The sequence below is a fragment of the Flavobacterium sp. genome (genome assembly GCF_043773265.1).
In the GTDB taxonomy this organism is placed as follows: Bacteria; Bacteroidota; Bacteroidia; order Flavobacteriales; family Flavobacteriaceae; genus Flavobacterium.
In genome coordinates this window covers 1-19,818 of the sequence record NZ_JAYVFH010000041.1, presented here as the reverse complement: position 1 = coordinate 19,818, position 19,818 = coordinate 1, and the positions used below count along the sequence as shown (strand labels likewise).

General features: G+C 30.9%; 12 protein-coding genes. All 12 read right to left on the bottom strand.

Going from position 1 to position 19,818, the window contains the following annotated elements; all coding sequences use genetic code 11:
- The coding region (locus tag ACH2BO_RS02040; protein ID WP_395043097.1) for a hypothetical protein at positions 1–1,556 on the bottom strand (1,556 nt) is incomplete at its 3' end.
- Between the two features lie 64 nt (positions 1,557–1,620).
- The gene (locus tag ACH2BO_RS02035; RefSeq protein ID WP_395043096.1) at positions 1,621–3,051 is read right to left on the bottom strand and encodes a hypothetical protein; all 1,431 of its coding nucleotides are present in this window, start codon (positions 3,049–3,051) and stop codon (positions 1,621–1,623) included.
- A gap of 15 nt (positions 3,052–3,066) precedes the next feature.
- Entirely contained in the window at positions 3,067–5,193 is a 2,127-nt protein-coding gene (locus ACH2BO_RS02030) for an ATP-dependent RecD-like DNA helicase (protein WP_395043095.1), read from the bottom strand.
- Between the two features lie 82 nt (positions 5,194–5,275).
- Complete coding sequence (locus ACH2BO_RS02025) at positions 5,276–7,120, bottom strand: DUF262 domain-containing protein (protein WP_395043094.1); 1,845 nt, start codon at positions 7,118–7,120, stop codon at positions 5,276–5,278.
- 81 nt (positions 7,121–7,201) lie between these two features.
- Positions 7,202–10,348, bottom strand: coding sequence for a type I restriction endonuclease subunit R (locus ACH2BO_RS02020; RefSeq protein WP_395043093.1), 3,147 nt, complete (start codon positions 10,346–10,348; stop codon positions 7,202–7,204).
- 87 nt (positions 10,349–10,435) lie between these two features.
- On the bottom strand, positions 10,436–11,809 hold the full coding sequence (locus tag ACH2BO_RS02015) for an ATP-binding protein (protein WP_395043092.1): 1,374 nt from the start codon (positions 11,807–11,809) through the stop codon (positions 10,436–10,438).
- Between the two features lie 15 nt (positions 11,810–11,824).
- Positions 11,825–13,534, bottom strand: coding sequence for an ATP-dependent endonuclease (locus ACH2BO_RS02010; RefSeq protein WP_395043091.1), 1,710 nt, complete (start codon positions 13,532–13,534; stop codon positions 11,825–11,827).
- Complete coding sequence (gene dinD / locus ACH2BO_RS02005) at positions 13,534–14,379, bottom strand: DNA damage-inducible protein D (RefSeq protein WP_395043090.1); 846 nt, start codon at positions 14,377–14,379, stop codon at positions 13,534–13,536. The genes ACH2BO_RS02010 and dinD overlap by 1 nt, the downstream gene beginning before the upstream one ends.
- Positions 14,376–15,125: an abortive infection family protein gene (locus ACH2BO_RS02000; RefSeq protein WP_395043089.1), complete on the bottom strand. Its 750-nt coding sequence runs from the start codon at positions 15,123–15,125 to the stop codon at positions 14,376–14,378. The genes dinD and ACH2BO_RS02000 overlap by 4 nt, the downstream gene beginning before the upstream one ends.
- Positions 15,126–16,370: a restriction endonuclease subunit S gene (locus ACH2BO_RS01995; protein ID WP_395043088.1), complete on the bottom strand. Its 1,245-nt coding sequence runs from the start codon at positions 16,368–16,370 to the stop codon at positions 15,126–15,128. It abuts the gene before it with no gap.
- A complete protein-coding gene (locus tag ACH2BO_RS01990) occupies positions 16,354–17,919 on the bottom strand; it encodes an N-6 DNA methylase (RefSeq protein WP_395043087.1) in 1,566 nt (521 codons plus the stop codon). Before ACH2BO_RS01990 ends, ACH2BO_RS01995 begins: the two co-directional genes overlap by 17 nt.
- Positions 17,920–18,422: 503 nt before the next feature.
- Positions 18,423–19,818: VapE domain-containing protein (locus ACH2BO_RS01985; RefSeq protein WP_395043086.1), on the bottom strand; the 1,396-nt coding region annotated here is incomplete at its 5' end.

Below are 19,818 nucleotides of genomic sequence, written 5' to 3'. Positions count from 1 at the left end.
AATTTAGCTAAATCATTCTTCTCAAACAAATCATTATTTGAAGATAAAATAAAATAATCTTGTGTAATTGAACTTATTAATGAATTTTTTTGTTTTTGTGAATAATATATTATTTTACGGATATAATGAATTTTATTTTTATCAATTATCTTATCTTCTTTGATTTTATTTAAATATTTTATAAAAGATATATCATCAAATAAAAATAATTCAATGTGTTTTAGTTTAAAAAAAATATACTTGAAAATAATATTTTCATTAATTTTTTCAATATTATAAATACCATTAAAATTTATTATTTCATTTACAACTAATAATTCAACATTATTATCTTCAATAATTTGTGAAATTTTTAATTTTGTATTTTTTCTTTCATTTTCATCAATGATTGATCTTAATATTCCTTTATTTAAAATCCACTTCTCTATTTCAGTATGTAATTCGATTACTACAGCTAATTCATTAAATTTTTTTCTCTTGGATAAATTATATTTTAATTTTGGTAGAATAAAATTACAATAGGTCATTACCCAAAAAGCACTTTTAAAACTATACTGATTTTTTAATAGTGTATTATCATAATCATCATCATTTAAAAAGACTTCAAAATATTTTTTATAATATTTATCATAAGAAACAATATTTTCAAAACTAGAATAAAAGGGATCAAGCATTTCAACTTGTTTTAAAAATAATTTATAATCAATACTCTGCACTTCACATTCTAAAATATCACCAATTTTTAAACTTTTATCTTGATTTGGCATACCCATTACTTCGTGATAAAATCCTTTTTCATCAGTTAAATTTATTAACAAAATATTTTTGTCATATTTTGTTAATTTATTGGTAAAATTATTGATAGTAAAATTATATTTACCACCAACATTAAAAAAAGGATGTCTTTTGTCAATTATTTTAAGTTTAGGGTAGCAATCACTATCTATCCCAATAATTTCACAATGTAAATCTTCAAAGTGCCAAACAGACTCCTTTTGCCATTGATTTGCCCTAACTTCAACAAATTTTTCATTATCAATATAAACTATAACAGCGTCAAATTCTTCCCCGCTTTTAAATTTTTTTTTACCAAATCCTTTAATTTTAAAATATTTACTCTCGCCAATAAACCATTTGTCATTTGTTGTATCAATATTTTTTAAAACAGGAATGCCTCTTCTACAACCCGTTACTTTACATTTAATTTCTTTGAAATCATACTGCCAAATGAAGGCTTTGACCGTTAGTTTTTTGATGAAGTCACTTTTTAAACTAAAATATTTATATCCCTCTATTTCAATAATTTCTTCGATTTCAAAAACACATTCAGTTCCAATTTTAAAGTTAGGATCTATATAATTTAAAAATGTTTTATTTAACTCTTGATTATATTCTTTAGAAAAAAAAAATGTTTTGTCATCATTAATATTAATTAATGTACTTAATTGATTAACAGGTATTAAGTATTCTTCTTTTGTTGATATTTCTTTTACTACATAATATTCGTTATCACCGGTTTTAACAATACTTTTTATTAAACATTCTATTTCTTTCATAACAATAATTTATTTTTTAATTCTTTTAATCAAATTCGTTTATGGTACAAAATATACTCTATAATTATTTTATCTCACTTACCTGATTTGCCTTTTCCTTTTTATCTGTTGTAGCCGGAATAATTTTAAACTCGACTTCTAAACCAATGCTAATTTTACTATTAAGAGTATCATCTGCATTAACCCTAAAATATACTGATTTGTTTCCATTGTATTTGATAAAACCATCTGTGCCTTTTTCATCATTATGCAATATTTTATCAATCTTTCCTGATAGCTTTTGATTTGGAGCTGCACTTTTCTCTGGTTGGAATTTAAAACTATTCCAATATTTCTTTAATTCTGATTTTAAAGCCTGGAGTTTATCAAGTGGTATTTTCTCATTTTGAAATTGATTAATAGCATCAATCAGCTTTTCTGGAACGCTCCATTCTTCACTTTGGCGAATGATCAGCGATAATGCGTAGTGTTTAAATGCCATATCGTTGTCACCCTTCGCTTTTAACAATTCTCCTAAAAGGTAGAGTAAATCTATTTTGAATTCAAGGTCCCCAAAGTTGTTAACTGCATCTATTGCCAAATCAAATGCTTTGTCATTTTTGCCCTGTTCTTTATACAGTTCCGCCAATTCTTTTTGGATGAACCATTCTTTTTTCTTTCTTAAAATTTGTTGCAATTCTTTTATGGCATCTTCTGAATTTCCTAAATTCTTTTTCGATAAAGCAATTCTTCTTGCAAACCAAATATCATTTGAATAATGGAATTTTTCGAATGTTTCCAATGCCAATTTTGAAACATCATAGCATTCTTGAAATTTGCCTAATTTCATTAAGGCTTTTGATTTGTATGCAAACCAATTCTCTTTGTCAGAAGCCAGTTCCATAGTTTTGCTTTCTCCTTTTCTTACAACTTCAATGGTGCGGCAATCTGTTTTGAGTAGTTCTGGAGCTATTTTATCACAAAAATCACTTACGAATTGCCAGTTGACATTTGGCTTTTTCTTTTCTGCTTTTAAAACGGAATTAAATAAATTAGAAAGAACGGAATAAGCAAACTCATTATCGAAACACAAGCTTAATAGAATAAAATTTTCAATCAACTGAATAATTTCTGATTTATTGAAATGATAATTACCATTATCTTCAACTGTTTCCTCATCTTCAAAAATTTCAGTTTCAATATGATGATTGTCATTTAGTAAATTTTCGGCTTTAAACTTTGAAAACAATAACCACCCATAAGCATTCAGCACAATCTCTTTTGTCTTATAATCAATGCTTAACTTATAATGATTTAAAAATTTAAATGCATTGTCAAAATTGTTGGTATGCCGTAATGCCGTAATCATTCCGGCAATTAAATATACATTGTCAGCTATTTGTTCTTCACTGAACTGCCCTTTATTTTCTTTGAAAAATTTTAATGCTTCAGCGTGTTTTTTTTCTTTGTTTAGTTTTAAGATTGCTTGACTAAACTCTATGATAGATAATGACATACATTTTGTTTTTAATTAAAGCAACGCATTTATTTCTTCTGTTAATCCAGTTGTTTTATTGCTAACAATTTCAATTTTTTTGAAAGCATTTTGTCCGTTATACCAAAATCTATAAGTAGCAACAAATCCGTTTTTTTTGAATTCATAAACTTCATTATATTGGCTGTGTTCGATATTATTTATTGTGATATTTGCTTTATCGGTTTTGCTTTTTATGTTTTCATAAAAGTCTTTAAGGAAATCTTCATCAAATTCAAAAGACTTCTCGCTTGCTTTATTTTCATTCTCAACAGGAATGATGAAGATTTTATTTATCAGATGTTGTATTTCAGAAAAAACAGTTTCAGAAATTGGACTAGAATTTGTTGGTTTTTCAATTGAAGAAATTTTATTTTGTCCATTGTAATGGATTTTGAAAGTAGCATTTTCTTCCCCTTGCGAAAAAGTATAGTGCTCTAAATAACTTGAATGTTTGATTGAATTTATTTGAATGTTTGATTCTTTTAAAATATCAAAGACGGCAAGGAAAATATTTTTTAAAAATGGATTTTCATCAGGAAAATAAAAAGGAATTTCCATATCTAATAATTCCTCATTCAAAATTATATTATCCTGAGTATTATTTGAATTTTTGGTATTTGTTTGAACAAAATTGCTTTCCACTTTAAAATGTGGCTCGTCAATTGTGAATAGATTTTCACTCGCTCTTGTTATTCCTGTATAAAGCCAACGAAAATAACTAGAGTTGAAATAACCCATTGATGTTTTGCAATTAAGAAATGTGTTTTTCCATTCACCACCTTGGGCTTTATGACAAGTAACTGCATAACCAAATTTTATTCTTAGGGCATTGAAATACTTGTCTGAACGTAATGCATCTTTGAATTCCTTTGTTCCTGGTTTTAATTTATCATTTCTTATTTTAAAGTCAATATATATCGCTTTTAGTTCATCAGAGCTTAAATCTCTTTTGTCAGAATATAACAAATTCTCAATGATTTTACATTGAATATTATGCTTTATTTGGTCGTTGTCGATAAACACTATTACTACTTCCCGAAACGATAAATGGACGTCTTTTTCTACAACTTTACCCTCCTTGTTCTTGTTTTTTAATTTAATTTTTTTAGATTCTTTTTCTGGAAAAACTTCTATTATTCTACCGAAATCACCGTTAAGTAATTCTATTTCTTGATAGTTGTAGTTGTTGTTTACTAGAATTACTTTATCTCCGGGAGTTAGAGACTTTTGGTTAGGAAAAAAATGATTTCTAACAAAATCATTATATTCTTTAACGGAATTATTGGAATAGGCTATTATTATTGTTTCGTCGTCAATTTTATTATCACAAGCAAGTAAGTACTTTTCGAGTAATTCTTCGTGTTTTGTATTATGGATGTCAGGAAATTGTGTTTGAATTTCAAGGCTGCTAAAACTATTTGCTTTTATCGCTTGTCTGATTTTAGTGGCATTAAATAAAACTCCGCTTTCGGTTTTTTGTCTTACTACTTCTGTCAGTTCATATTCTTTGGCTATGACATTGCAAACCTCTTTTAAATATTTAGCATCTAAAGCTGGTGAAAAATTCATATTCACAGGTGGCAACTGAGCATAATCGCCAATGAATATTATTTTTTTATCGTGGTCGTTATTGTCAATATTAATGTATTGAATAAAATCGTTCAATAAAAAACCAGAACCAAATCTAAAGAATTCACCTTCAGAATAAACGTTTGAAATCATAGAAGATTCATCAACGATATATACAGTATTTGCAGGGTCTTCATTATTTTTTAATTCGTAATAGAATTTGTAGGTTTCTGTACCGTCTACATCTTTTGTTTTAAATTCTTTGAGATCTTTTCCAGAATATATTGACTTATGTATTGTATATGCTTTATGTTTCGTTTTTTGAGAAATTACTTTAGCAGCTCTTCCTGTAGGTGCAGCAATTTTAAATGTTCTGTTGTTTGCGGCAAGGTAATCTGTTAACCCTTTCATCAAAAAAGTTTTCCCAGTACCGGCATATCCTTTCAGTAAAAAACAGGATGAATCATCTGAAAGGAAAATTTCTAATTCTTCAATTAGTGAATCTTGTCCTTTGGTTAAAACATAATTTTTTAAAAATTCCTTTAATGACATAAAATGAAAATTGAAATTATATTGCTTCTGAATTTAGTTTAACTACAAAAAAAAATACTTTTTCACATAACTACTTTGTTTTTTAAATGGCCCTAAAAAAATCTAAACTCCAAATTTCTTCACTGATTTGTTTGTACAGACTTTGACGTTCGTTAAGGTCTTCTTTTTTGTATTGGTCGTGTGCTTTAAATGGTAAACCAGATTCATTAACATAATTCAAAAAATTTGGATTACGTTCGTAACAGACTGCGTTTAATGATTGTGCTAATAGATTTTCTTTTATGTAATGAGGCATCTTTTTCTCATATCTATCGGCTCCAAAAGATTGATTGGTTCCTCGAGGTAATAAAATTAAATCTCCTAAACGGTTTCGCATTTCGTTGAATTCGTGTACTTGTGTGAATTCGTCATCGTGATACTGCATTTTGTCTGCCCAAATGTGTTCTATTTCGAAAGGTTTACCACCTGGATTATGGAAGTAAGTTACAAAATTGGTTGATTTTCCTGATTTTAATTCGATATGTGAAGTAATTCGACTTAAAAGAAACTTGATGAAATGCTTGTTTTGCATATGCATTCCTAAACGTAAAAGACCATTTAGATTTTCTTCAATATCTTGTAGTTTCAGAGCTAGTATATTGCCAACTTCCTTAATTGATTTATCTCTTAATTCCAGCACTAAATTATACATAGTGTATCTAATTGAACTTTGAGAGAAGTTTCGATAATTAGCCCCTCTATAGACTGCGAAAGTTTCTATAAAACGAGCGACTAGATTAAGTTTTTTATCTATTGTTTCTTCATTGTCATTCAATCCTATTGACGCTAATAATAATGGGTCAGCCAATGAACTTGCAAAACCCCAATGTTGCGCATAATAAAGGTGTTCTAAACCAATAGTAAAATTTTCTCTTGCTTTATAAATTTTAGTAAATACCTTCATAAAGAAAATCATATTGGTATTTACAAATTCATAAAAATCGTTAGGATTTTGAAGTGCTATTTTATCATTATTGTCTTTAACCCAAGTATGAAAACGTGTACCTATTTTTTCGAAATCTTCGTTGGCAGCTCCTATTTTACCGGGACGAATTGTTAGAGCGTATTTTGCTCTAAACCAAGATTGAAAGAAGCTTATATCTGCTTCGTTCCATAATTCGTGTATTTCTTTTATTTCTTTTTTCCAAACTGCATTTATTTTATCTCTTTGCTCAGGGGTTCTTACCTTTGAAAGCAAATATCCTTTTAGCATTTCGCTTGAGGTAAGATTTAAACCACGATCATTCATTGTTTCAAAGATGGTATAGGCATTGTCATCAGAATAAGCTGTGATAACAACCAAAACTACATTTTGTGTTAACCAATCTATGAAAAAGGGTAGTGCTTTTCCTTTTAGTTCGTCAGGAAAAAGTTCTACAATATCAAAGTAACGTTCTGTAATGTTTTTTACAGTTTCGTCGTCTTTATCTTTAATTTCATAATTACCATTGCTATACAAGGCATCTAAACAGTGTTTACGTTCCGGAACATCGAGATTAAATGATTTTTGACCGTAGGTTTCGGAATAAATTAAAGCATCAAGATTTACTTTATTAGGTTGTTCTTTTTGTAAATTATTAAGGTAAATCAATAATATGGTTAACGAAGTTAGCCTTTGCTGACCATCAATAACCGATTTTTTACCGTCTTTGTTGCTTAGTACAATTGGTCCCAAATAATAGGAGTTGTAATTGGCTACTTCTTGACGCTCGTGTGTTTCATCATAATTGAGATTGAAAGAAGTTTCTAAATCCGCAATTAATTGTTCAATGTGTCTTTGCTGCCATTTGAATTCTCTTTGAAAATAATCTATGGTGTATTTTTTGTTAGATAATACATCAGAAATACTGTAATCTTTTGCTTCTATTTTACTTGCTACCTTGCTCATTGACGTTTAATATTTTAATAGTTCCTAATAATTTTTAAGGATGGTTCAAAAAAAAACATTGTAACCCTTATTATTTTAGCATTACTCCTTACTATACTTTTTAAAATTCTCTGCTTGTTCAAATATTTCCTTGAAAACTTCGTCTTTAGTTACTGGTGGATAACCGTTTTCGTCAAGAGTAATAATCAAATCCACTTTTAATTCTGCTTTTATGTCGTCTCTTTGTGCCCAGTCTGTATATTTGGCTTTATCATCGACTACTTTTTTGACTTCTTTTGATAATTTGATTAATTTGTCTTCTGGATATTCAAATTTGAATTTTATTGCAATGGCTTTTAGAATGTCATAAAATGCTTTCTCTTCAAAGTCAATACCTAACTCCATAAATGAATTTCTCTCTAGTTTAAGCTCTGCAAATAAATCAGCAAATTGTTGTGCTACATCTTCTAAAACCTCGCTTTGTAAAACATCAAACTCTTTTCGTTCGTTATAAACATCAACCAATTTTTTTAACTTTTTAGAGAAATCAACTCCTTTTATTTTATTGACTTTCTTATATTCTTCAATGGCTTTTGCTAGTAAGGTTTGAAGCAATTTTATTTTTGTATTTGGCAATTTTATTTTATCAATTTTAGCCATATATTCTTCACTAAATATATCTTCTTGCCCATCGTGGTCGCCGTTACCTAATTTAAAAATTTCCTCAACTCCTTCGCTTATAATGGCTTCTTCAATCATTTTTTGAACTCTTTCGTTCATTTGTGCTGCATCAGGTGCTTCGCCTTTTGTTAGTTTATGTACTATGGCTCTCACTGCAAAATAGAAATGTATGTAATCTCTTTCTATGCTTGAAATATCTTCACTTGAACAACACAAACTGTATGCTGAACGTAGTTTTTTGACCATAGCCATAAATCTTTTTTCGATTTCGGCAGTTATTTGTACATATTCGGCTGCACGGTTTAAGCAATGCAATTGTTGTAATGGTGTCCCTTTGAAATAAGAAGTACCGTCAAAATTTGTAAATAATTTTGATAATAAATCTAACTGGTCTTTTACTAAAACAACGGCTTTTTCAATGTCCTCGAAATCATCACCACCTACAACAGAGTATTTTTTTAATGCCGCATTCATATTACTTTTAATGCCAATATAATCTACAACTAATCCCATTTCTTTACCTTCATACACTCTGTTTACTCGCGAAATAGTTTGTATTAGTGAATGTTGTTGTAATGGTTTATCGATATAAATTGTATCTAAAAACGGAACATCAAAACCTGTTAGCCACATATCGACTACCATTGCAATCTTGAAATTTGATTTTTCGTTTTTGAATTGTCTATCTAGTTCTTTTTTCTCTTCTTTAGGGCCAATAGCATCATACAAATCTTTAGCATCGTCTTTGCCACGAGTCATAATCAATTTTATCTTCTCAATTGGTTTAATTTCCTTACGCTCTTTTTCGGTCAATTTTACACCGGCATCACATTCCTTAATTTCTGCCCATTCTGGACGTAATGCAATAATTTCTTTATACAGATTAAATGCAATATTTCTGCTGGAAGCAACAAACATTACTTTTCCTTTTACACTAGCTCCTTCATTTACTCTTGTTTCATAATGCTCAACGAAATCATTTGCAACCGTTTTTAATCTTTTTGGGTCGCCTAAAATGGCTTCCATTTGTGTTACTGCTTTTTTACTTTCTTCTATTTGGTATTCGTTCGTACCTTCCTCTGCACATTGCTTGTAATAGTCCTCAATTTCTTTAAGTTTAGCTTCATTCAACAATACTTTAGCAGCTCTTCCTTCGTAAACTATTTTAACCGTGATTTTATCCTCAACAGATTCTTTCATCGTGTAAGCATCAATCACATCGCCAAATACTTCTAGCGTTCCGTCAACTGGTGTTCCTGTAAAACCTACATAGGTTGCATTAGGTAATGAATTGTGTAAGTGTTTTGCAAATCCATATTTACGTTCCACTCCTTTATCAGTAATTTTTAGTTTTTGATCCAGGTTAATTTGTGAGCGGTGCGCTTCATCTGAAATACAAATTACGTTGGCTCTTTCGGTTAATAAATCTGTGTTTTCATTAAACTTGTGAATCGTTGTTAAGAAAACGCCGCCACTATTTCGGTTTTGTAATACTGTTTTTAATTCTAATCTTGTTTCTACGCTAACTATTGTATCGTCGCCAATAAATGATTTAGCATTTGTAAATTGTGCCGAAAGTTGGTCGTCTAAATCGGTTCTGTCTGTAATAATTACAATTGTCGGACTAGAAAAATGCGTACTTCGCATTAACAATCTGGTCAAATACAACATTGTGAAACTTTTGCCACAACCTGTTGCTCCAAAATAAGTTCCTCCTTTACCATTGCCGTGAGGACGCATATTAACTTTTATGTTATCGAATAATTTTTTGGCAGCGTAGTATTGTGGATAACGACACACTATTTTTTCATCCTTTTTGGAAGTATCAGGAAAATAAATAAAGTTCTTGATTACATCGATTAACCTTTCTTTATTGAATAATCCTTGAACCATTGTATAAAGTGAATTGATGCCGTCTTCTGCTTTGCTGTTTAAATCGGTTTTACGCCACGCATAATAAAAATCATACGGAGCAAACAAGGAACCGCTTTTGTTGTTTACACCATCGCTAATGACACAAAAAGCATTGTATTTGAATAATTCTGGAATATCTCTTTTGTATCTTACTGTTAGCTGTGTAAAAGCATCTTTTATAGTTGTATCGTGCTTTACTGCACTTTTAAACTCTAACACTACTAAAGGCAAACCATTGATATAAATAATGCCGTCTGGAATACGCTTTTCAAATCCTTGTATTTCTAATTGATTTACGATTTTGAAAATATTATTATCAATTATATCATAGTCAATTAATTGAATAAATAAATCTTTCTTGCTTCGGTCTTCTCTATTAAACGTAAAACCATCAGCAACCAATTTCATTATTTGTCTGTTGCTGTCGTATAAAACTGAACTTGGAAATACTTCTAGTTTACGAATAATACTATTGACTTCGTTTAGCGTAATATCATCGACACTGTACTGATTGAATAAAAATGCTTTTATATCATCACGCAACAACACATCACTCATTTCTTTGTGAATGAATTTACCGTTTTGATGCGGAATTTTTTCGGCTTCAAAAAGTTCTATTACTGCTAATTCTAGTGTTTCTTCGTTGAATTTCATACTATTGATTGCTTTTCTCTTATGAACTTAGTCGTTAGGTTAGTCGCTGGCTTGGTCGTAAGCTTGGTCGCTCTAACTATTCTATTTTTAAATTTTATTTGAAGTAGTTACTTGCCAATATCCTCTAGTACCTCCAACTCTTTCTATATGACCTTTTTCTTTTAATAGCTCTATATGCTTTAATACAGCAGATTCATTAATTTTTAATTGTTCTGCAATAGCTCGATAACTAATTTTATTATCCTGTTTTATAATATCTAATACTTCTTTTTGTCTATCTGTTAAATCTTCTATTGCACCACCTATTGCTTTTTCTATTGCACCACCTATTGCACCACCTATTGCACCACCTGAAGTATGAATCTCTTTTTCTTCTATTTGATTTCCTATTTGTTCTACTGGGAAAGTCATACGAAGGAAATTATCAGAAAATTTGAAACATTCTTTTGGATAACTTTCTAATATTCTAGGTATTCCAGAACCCAATTGTTCTACTAAATCGAGGTCTTTGAAAACACGCATAATCTCTTTGTTGCGTGGCACTGAAAATCCCTCGAAGAATTCTTCTTGGCTTAGTGATTCGGGTAAACCACCTGCGGAAGTTATTTCTATTCTGTCGTCGAAAATTTCAAATTTTGGAGGAATTTCATTTGTATAATCGTTGTGTACAAAAGCATTTATGATTGCTTCACGCAATGCAATGGCATCCCATAATCTAGTTTCCTGTCTTTCTTTGGACGTGATTTTAGTGATGGTTTTGTTTTCCAACTCCATTTTATCCAAGATTTGTTTTGTGGCTTTTATCAAAGAACCATAACCGTACTCGTTGTTTTCGATTAGGTCTACTCGTGTTTTCCCTTTGTATTTTGCCAGTTTTATAGATGTATTGTTTTTGTCGGACAATAAATAAGCGACATAATTATATTCATTATCAGCATTAAGCAATTCTAAATTGGTTGCAAATTTATCATTGAGTTTTGTGCCTGTAGCTTCATAGTAAATTTTAAGCTGTTCGAAGGTTAATGCCTGCTGGTTTGATTTGATTTTACTAATGGAATTTCGAGTTCGTTTTGAAAACAAATCTTCTATCAATCTTTGGGGCATTGGTTCGGCAGCCGTTCCTATTCGCAAAAAACTACCTTTATCGGTCATACCAAATTTCTTTATGAAATAGGGTTTTTCTGAACCACTTGCCACTACTATTTTTATAATATCAAGCCCGTTATTTTTTTCGCTCACTACATCAAACAATCCCATACACGATGGCGCAATGTTGTTCTTTAATCGGTCTTTTATTTTGAGTTGGTCCCCGTCAGAATCTGGGACACCCACTGCCACACCTTCTTTGTTGATACCAATATAAATAACACCACCTTCTTTGTAATTTAGAAAAGCAATTACTTCTTTTTCTAAACTATCTGTCAGTTGTTGTTTTAGCTCTATGCGATTGGTTTCGGTCATTTTAATTATGAATTTTTAATTATCAATTGTTAATGCTGGGTTTGTTGCCGACGAAGATATTGATTTGTTAATATAATCCATATCGTGAGTAATAGATTTTGTGCCTAAAATATCATCTAACCATTTTAAACAATCAGGAGTTTCGGTTTCTCTATTTATCGTTTGAACAAATTGAAATGCTTTTAAAGGTTTGTCTTTTGCACCTTTCAGAGTAATATTATGAGCTGTTTCAAAATTTGTAGTGTGCACATATCGTCTTGATAAACCTTGCTTTAATTTATTTGCAATTTGTACTTTATCCCAAATAGTTTGATTAAAAATCCAAGCCGAATTTTTACTGCCATTTTCATTAAATTCTAAATCAGTATCGTGAATTGCATAATGCTCAATATGAAAAGCCGTAAGTATTTCTTGAAAAAATGGAATATTATTTTTAGAACCTGTATTTAATACAAAAACTTCGTGGTCGAAATATAAACGAGTTAGTAAATCACGATATACAATTGCTTCCGTATCGCCTTCAACAAGCAAAACTTTATTTGCATAAAATGTTTCACAGATATTTGGATTAAACCTATTTATCATTTGAACACGTTGCTTTTGCTCTTCATCTTTTGCAAACAAATTTTGTCCTACTTGATAGGTAAATGAATTTTCGTTTTCATCTTTAGCAACTCTGATTAATGACGAATGAGGTTTAGAAATATCAATCATTAATGGCGAATGCGTAGCACAAATAATTTGATAAGGACTATTTTCTGCTAATTCGTATAAACTTTCTCTTAATTTAAAAGCAATTTTAGGATGTAAAAAAAGTTCAGGCTCTTCATACAAGATTACATATTCTTTTTTTGTACTATTTCTATTTTGTTTTAGAAAAGCAAGAAAATTAAATAGTGCTTGTCTAATTACTCCGTGTCCATTTTGTAAAAAACTTTCAGTTCTATTGGAATTAGTTCTTTCAACTGTAACGGTATGGTTCTTTTTAAAAGCATCTTCAATCTTGATATTCTCTTCTTTACTAGCTTGAATTTTTAAAGTTAAATCTGAAAATATTTTTTGAAAATTTTCATTTAATCCAACGTTTAATTCTTCGACTGCATCTGAACCAGTTATTTTACTTTGAAGTTCCTTGATTTTTGAAGTAATTTCATCACACAAATCAACGTGATCCAATTTCATCTTTTTAATAAAATCGTCTTGAATTAATTTATTTACTTTTTCTTCGAGAGTTGTGTCATTTTCCATTGCATTGATTGCAATTGGTGTTGGAGAATATTTTGAAAATAATGTATCTAATCCGCCAAAACCATTAGGCACCCAATCATTTTCAGATGGCGAGAATGTTTCTTTTTCAAAACTGCTACCAACAGAATTCCATTTTTTTCTTACTCTTACAATATTGTCTTCATTAACCCATTTATCTACCCATTTTGGTTCAGCTGTTTTACCTTTTCCTTGTAAATCTGTATCTTCTTCATCTTCGGCTTCTTTAAGAAACCATCCTTCTATGATAATTGGAATTTCTCTATCGTGATTATTAAAGTCTTCTAAAACTGCTTTTTGACTTGAATTTGTAAAAAACTCATAGGCTCTTAAATAAGTTGATTTACCTACATTATTTTGCCCTATTAAGAAAATTATATTTGAATTTGAAAAATCAATAACATTGTTATCGCTTTTTAAACCTCTAAAGTTTGATATTATTAATTTGTGTAATTTCATTATTTCTCATTCAATTTATCAGGATTTTTAAGTGCCTTTTTTTCGTCGCTTACTAATCTTCTTTCAATTTTACTAATATCTTCTTCGGGCAATAAATTTTCGGGTACTATTCCTCTTGAAAGCAATGTACTTCGTACTGATTTATTATTGGTAATGTGTTCTTTCGAAATTTGATTTTCCGATTTCATTTTATGCTGTTTGGCATTGAAAATAGTAATTTCGGTTGCAAAATCTTTCGCTTTTAATAAAATAGTTGGCATATGGTCTGCTAATGGTTTTGTACTAGCCAAGCCCCATTTTACTTTCATTTGCTGTGTGGTTCTGTTAAACAAAGCCGTGTCGCCTTTACTTCTGATTAAAGCAAAGTTCTGATTGCCACCTGTTTGTTCAAAAATAACTTGTGAAAGTTCTTTTTCGGTTACCTTGAGTTTGTTTCTGGCTTGAACACGCTCGTATTCTAATATTTTTTGTTCAATTAATTCTGCTTTTCGGGTTTGAATAGCAAAATAGCGTTGTGCAAAAGCTATGGATTCTTTGCGTGAATCTCCATTTTGTGCAATAAGATAACAGGCATAACGTGTAAGCATTATGTCTAGTACTTCTTTTTCAGCACCTTTGGGCATTTGTATCGTTTTCCCGACGTCGGCAAAATGATGTTCTATATCTTCTCCCGAAATTTCGCAGGCTGTTTTAGCTTTAAAAATAACGCCTATAAAATTATCCCATTTGGTGTATCCCAAAAGGTGTTGTAAATCTCTTGCTAACCAAAACTCGATACCTTCTTCGGTTTGGTTGGCGTGCGATTCAAAATTATTGGTTAACGTATGTATGATTTCATTTTTCATAATATTTTCTTTTCAGTATAAGTTCTAAATAAAAACATCGCCATTGACCCAGCTAAATTTACCGCAAGTACACTATGTCTTAAACTTGGTTTTACATTGGTTTTGCTTTTGCCGTGAGCATCCCCTAATTTATTTCTTAAAGCTCCCAAACCAGTAACAACACTTGTTACGCCGCCAAGTATTTGTTTAAAAATCCCTTCATTATGCTGTTCTGGTGCCAAATTCAAAATTTTAGCAACCTCTTTATATAATATGGGTAAATCACTACCGTCGTTATATGCAATAAATTGGTCATCTAAAATATGCTTCAATACACTTTCAATTAAAGTCCTAGCTGATGTTATTGCTCCTTCAGGGTCACTTTCTTTTCGTTCAATTGCTTTTCCCCATAAAATATGAATATGAGCTTCATCAAAAACTAGCAATTCGGTTAATGGCGACTTTGTGATTTTTTCTAAATGAGTTAGTAATTCTTCAAATTCTTTCCATAAAAATTCTCTTCTTTCAAGATAAGTACTAAACCGTGCTTTTATAAATGCCCAAAATTGGTCAATTGTACGATTGCTATTAATCCATTTAGGTAATAGATGAGAAATTGACTTGTTCTCAATCAACGCTTTTCTTATTTTGATATAGGCATCATTATCAAAACTATCTCCAGTTGCACGCATTATTAAATGGTCTTGAAAATATTGTGCTAATTCAAAATCACTCAAAGAATCAATATGTACTAACTCATCTTCCATTTACACATTTATTTTAACTAGTTTTTTTTTAGTTTCAATTGTTGCCATTTTTGACAATAATAAATTACTAACTTTTGTTACTATTGAATTATCGTTTGTTAGATTTTCAAAATTATCAATAATAATTTTTAATGGATTTTTACTTAAAATATCATCAGTTGGTTTAATTAATAAAAGATTTTCTATCAATGCTTTACTTAAATTTGGTTGAGCTCCACCGATTGACAAACTGCTTATATATTGTTGATTTGCTAACAAATAAAAATATAGAAAAGCTGCTTCATTTACACTCTTACAAATCATTCCACAACACGCTTGATTTGTAGTTGATGGAAATTTTAAAAAACCAATTTGTCCAGCAGTTACTCCATACATAGCCATTAACACGGTATTTACTGGCAATAATTTTGCAGAACTTCCTTTTAATCCCGCTTCTGAAATATATTCTTCAGCGGAAACTAAAATATTATTGCTTATTTCTCCTGTTTTAATCCAAGGTATATCGTTACTATTCCAATATTCTTCTTCTATTCTGCTAGGTGTTCCGCCACTTTTCATTTCTTTACAGAAATCTTTTATTGGGATTAATTTCCACCCAACTGGAATTTCCTTATCCAATTCTTCACAAAACTCCATTTCTCCACCATTGCTTTTATAAGGCAAACCATTTTCATTAGGAAACTCAAAATCTACAAACCATTGTTTGTAAATGGCTTGTGCGGTTTCTTCGAGTTTTACTATAAGTTGGTTGTTTAGGTCAATTCTGTCAACTAGAATATGGTATTCTTTTACTATTTCTTCTTGCTTTTCAATTGATGGAATTGGTAGTTGCATATTGCAAAAGTCTTCCCATTCCAAACTGCCACGAACACCACCCACCGCATTGAAACACGCTTCACGGTCAAACTCGGAACGCGTAAACCACATCATTAAATATTCGGGTAATAGCTCTTCAGTATTTACTATTTCAAAAATGGGATAAGCTTGTGATATAATTGATGGTTCATTTTCTAAATATAAAGCCACAGGCATTTTCTTATCTCGGCGTACTTGCATTGTACTGCACGCAAATTGATTTTTACGGATAATTTTATAATTCGCCATATCGGTACCAATGATATTTGCCACCGAAGGAATAAATTGTTTGGAAATGCTAACTCCCAAAAGATTAGAGTGTTTTAATCCTTTGTTCCGTTCATCGACCAATCGAATATAATTGCCAATAGGTTTATAATTTGATTTCATAACCTAGTTCTTTGAAAACGGTTAGTAAATCAGCTTTTGATTTCGTTTCGGCTTGCAATAGTTCGCTAAATTCGGTTTGCAAAGCCGTCATTTTATCATCAAAATCAATATTTTCATCACGGTTAATGAATTCGATATATTTGCTTGGCACAAGAGAATAATCTTTGCTTTTAAGGTCTTCTAACGATGCCGAGTAACAAAATTCCGGCACATCGGCATACTTTGTTTCATTATCTGATTGCTGCCAATGGTGGAATGTTTCGGTAACAGTTTTGATGTTTTTATCCGAAAACTGGATAAATTTTTTCTCGAATGGAATCCCTACTTCTCGCAAATCCATAAACAGAATTTCTTCTTGACGGTTCCGGTATTTTTTTACTTGATTGTTGATTTCTAACGTTCTTGCTTTTTTGTTTTTGTTTACAATCCAAAGCGTTACACTAATGTTTGTGGTATAAAACATATTTTGAGGCAAAATAACAATAGCTTCTATTAGGTTGTTATCAATCAGTTTTTTACGAATGTTGTATTCTGTACCGCTACCTGATAACGCACCATTTGCCAAGATAAATCCGGCTATTCCGTTTTCGGATAGTTTGGAAACCATATTGAGAATCCAAGCATAATTGGCGTTGCTTGTTGGTGGCACATCGTAACCGTTCCAGCGCGGGTCGTCTGTGAGTTCATTACTAGCTCTCCAATCTTTTTGGTTAAATGGTGGATTTGCCATTATGTAATCGGCTTTGAGGTCTTTGTGTTGGTCTTTAGCAAAAGTATCTTCTGCAATATCGCCAAGGTTGGCTGAAATCCCTCTAATTGCCAAGTTCATTTTTGCCAGTTTGTATGTTGTGGCTGTATATTCTTGACCGTAAACCGATACATCTTTTTTGCTTCCGTTATGACTTTCGATAAATTTGAAAGACTGAACAAACATACCTCCCGAACCACAAGCAGGATCATATATTTTTCCTTTGTATGGTTCAATCATTTCAGCAATTAGGTTTACAATACTTTTTGGTGTGTAGAATTCTCCTTTACCTTTTCCTTCCGCTAAAGCGAATTTGCTCAAAAAGTATTCATATACGCGCCCAACAATATCTTGCTGCTTATCTTTTAATGTATTGATGTTATTAATCGTATCAAGTAATGAAGCGAGTTTACTCACATCTAAACCTAAACGAGAATAGTAATTATCGGGCAACGCTCCTTTTAGCGATGGGTTGTTTTTTTCGACTGTAAAAAGTGCAGTATCTATTTTTAAAGCAATGTCTATTTGCTTGGCATTTTCTATTAGGTAACTCCAACGTGAAATTTCAGGAAGATAAAATACATTTTGCATTGTGTAAAACTCCACCATATCAATGTATTTTTCTTTGCCATCGGCAACCAGTTCTTGTTTGCGTTCTTCAAATTTATCACTGGCAAATTTTAGGAATATTAATCCTAAAACAACGTGCTTGTACTCTGATGGCTCGACTGTTCCTCGCAGTTTATTTGCGGAATCCCAAAGTGTTTCTTCTATGCTTTTTTCTTTCTTCTGCTTTGCCATTTATGGAGGTCTAATTGTATTTGTTAGTTGTAAATATTGGTTTTTTGAATTGTGTCGACAGTGTCGGCACAATTCAAAATTATATGATTTTGATAATTTCAATTTATGTGTAAGACAAATCGGAGCGTACAATCTACAAACATACAAAAAAGCAACGGAATGTAAAAGAGTGAAAATAGGATTAGGGTAAGATTGGTACCTTTTTTTTGGATAAAAGATATTTTGTTTTTTTATCTAAAATAAAACAGATTTATATGGCTGTTTAGGTGCAAACTGCAACGACTACTTTACTTAAATACTTCAAAAAAGACTGATATTACCCGATTGTTGGAGAAAAAATAAAATAATAAATGTTTGTGATGAAAAAAACATACCAATCTTACCCTGTGAAAATAAAGTGATTTGAAGTAAACAAATGAATACAAAACAAAAAAAGTGGAAACGGTACGTTTCCACTTTTGAACTCTATTTTTTGAGCTGCTTTTCGAGGTTATAATTTTGTTTTAATCATCTGCAATTTTGTTTCTATTATCAACTTCTTCCCAACTGTTTTCAGTTAAAGCATATACAAATATTCCGTTCTTTTTGAGTTTTAGGAAATTGTGTTTTTTCAAAGCTCTACCAAGTTTGTTAATTGTGCTGTCAGTAATGTTTATTTTAGCTTTTTCAGCCAATTTTGAAGCTATTTGCGAAGTATTGAGAAATGCGTTTGCTTTTTCTCTATCACAAGGCTCAAACCACGTTAAAAGTAATTCTTCTTCTGGACTTCGTAATTGGTATTGTTCGTTATTCTCGGTAATTGATTTTATTTCTTCCTGGTCAAACCAATGTCTAAAACCACTTTTGAAAAGAAACAAAGCTTGTGAAAACGCTAGGTTAATATCTACATCGTGTTGGTATTTTATGCCTTCCAACTCAAAACAAAGAAATCTTCTACTTCCTGTACTATCATTTAAAAACTGTGCTGTGTTGACACTTCCGGCAAACGATGCCCGTCTGGGCATTGTTTCGTTATTGTGTCCGTATGCTTTTCGCATTCTGATTTGGGTTTTTGTAATAATTTCTTTGAGTGATCCAATTTCAGAACGGTTTAGATTTTCAAGCTCGTCCAAGTTGATTAACATACATTCTGCCAGTTGTACGAGTGTATCTTTATTGTTTGGGTTTATGGTTCCAGAAAATAGATACTCTTTCAATTGTTTTGGAACTAGCTTTTCAACCCACGTTGTTTTTCCTAATCCTTGTTTGCCACTAAATACAATAACAGTATGATTAATTACTTTATCATCCAGAACACAACCAACCATCGCTACCAACCATTTTTTGAAACATTGTTGCCAAAGTTCTTGTTTTGTGGTTGTTATTGTGTTGGCTAATTGAAAAATATAATCTGTTTTTTCATCGTATTTAGGTAAATTTTTAAAGTAATCTTCAAATGGATTGAACAGTTCACAGAAATCAGAATAAAGCAAGTTTCGTAATGAAGATAGATTTGTTTTAATTCTTCCTTTTAGACATTCTCGAAGCATTGAATTTTCTATAAAATCATTCATCACGTTCCACTTCTTTTTACCGAAATATTGAAACTCTAATTTGCCGGAAACTATGTTGTGCCGAAATACATATTTTCCTGATAAAAAGTTTTCGAGTTTGTCAATTTGTGTAACTCTCGGTTTCTCATCGTCGTCGTCATCTTCATCATCAGTATTTTTGCTATTTTGTTTCTTTTGTTTTTCATTTGGAATGGTTGCTTTTTCGGTTTTACCAAATTCTAAAATATTTCCGTAGGCACTTGTTACAGCTTGTGAAACTTCTTTGTCATCAAAATTGAAATCGGTTTGAATGAAATTCAAAGCAACATCCATCGGCACTGCTTTTCGGTTCATATTACACGCTAAT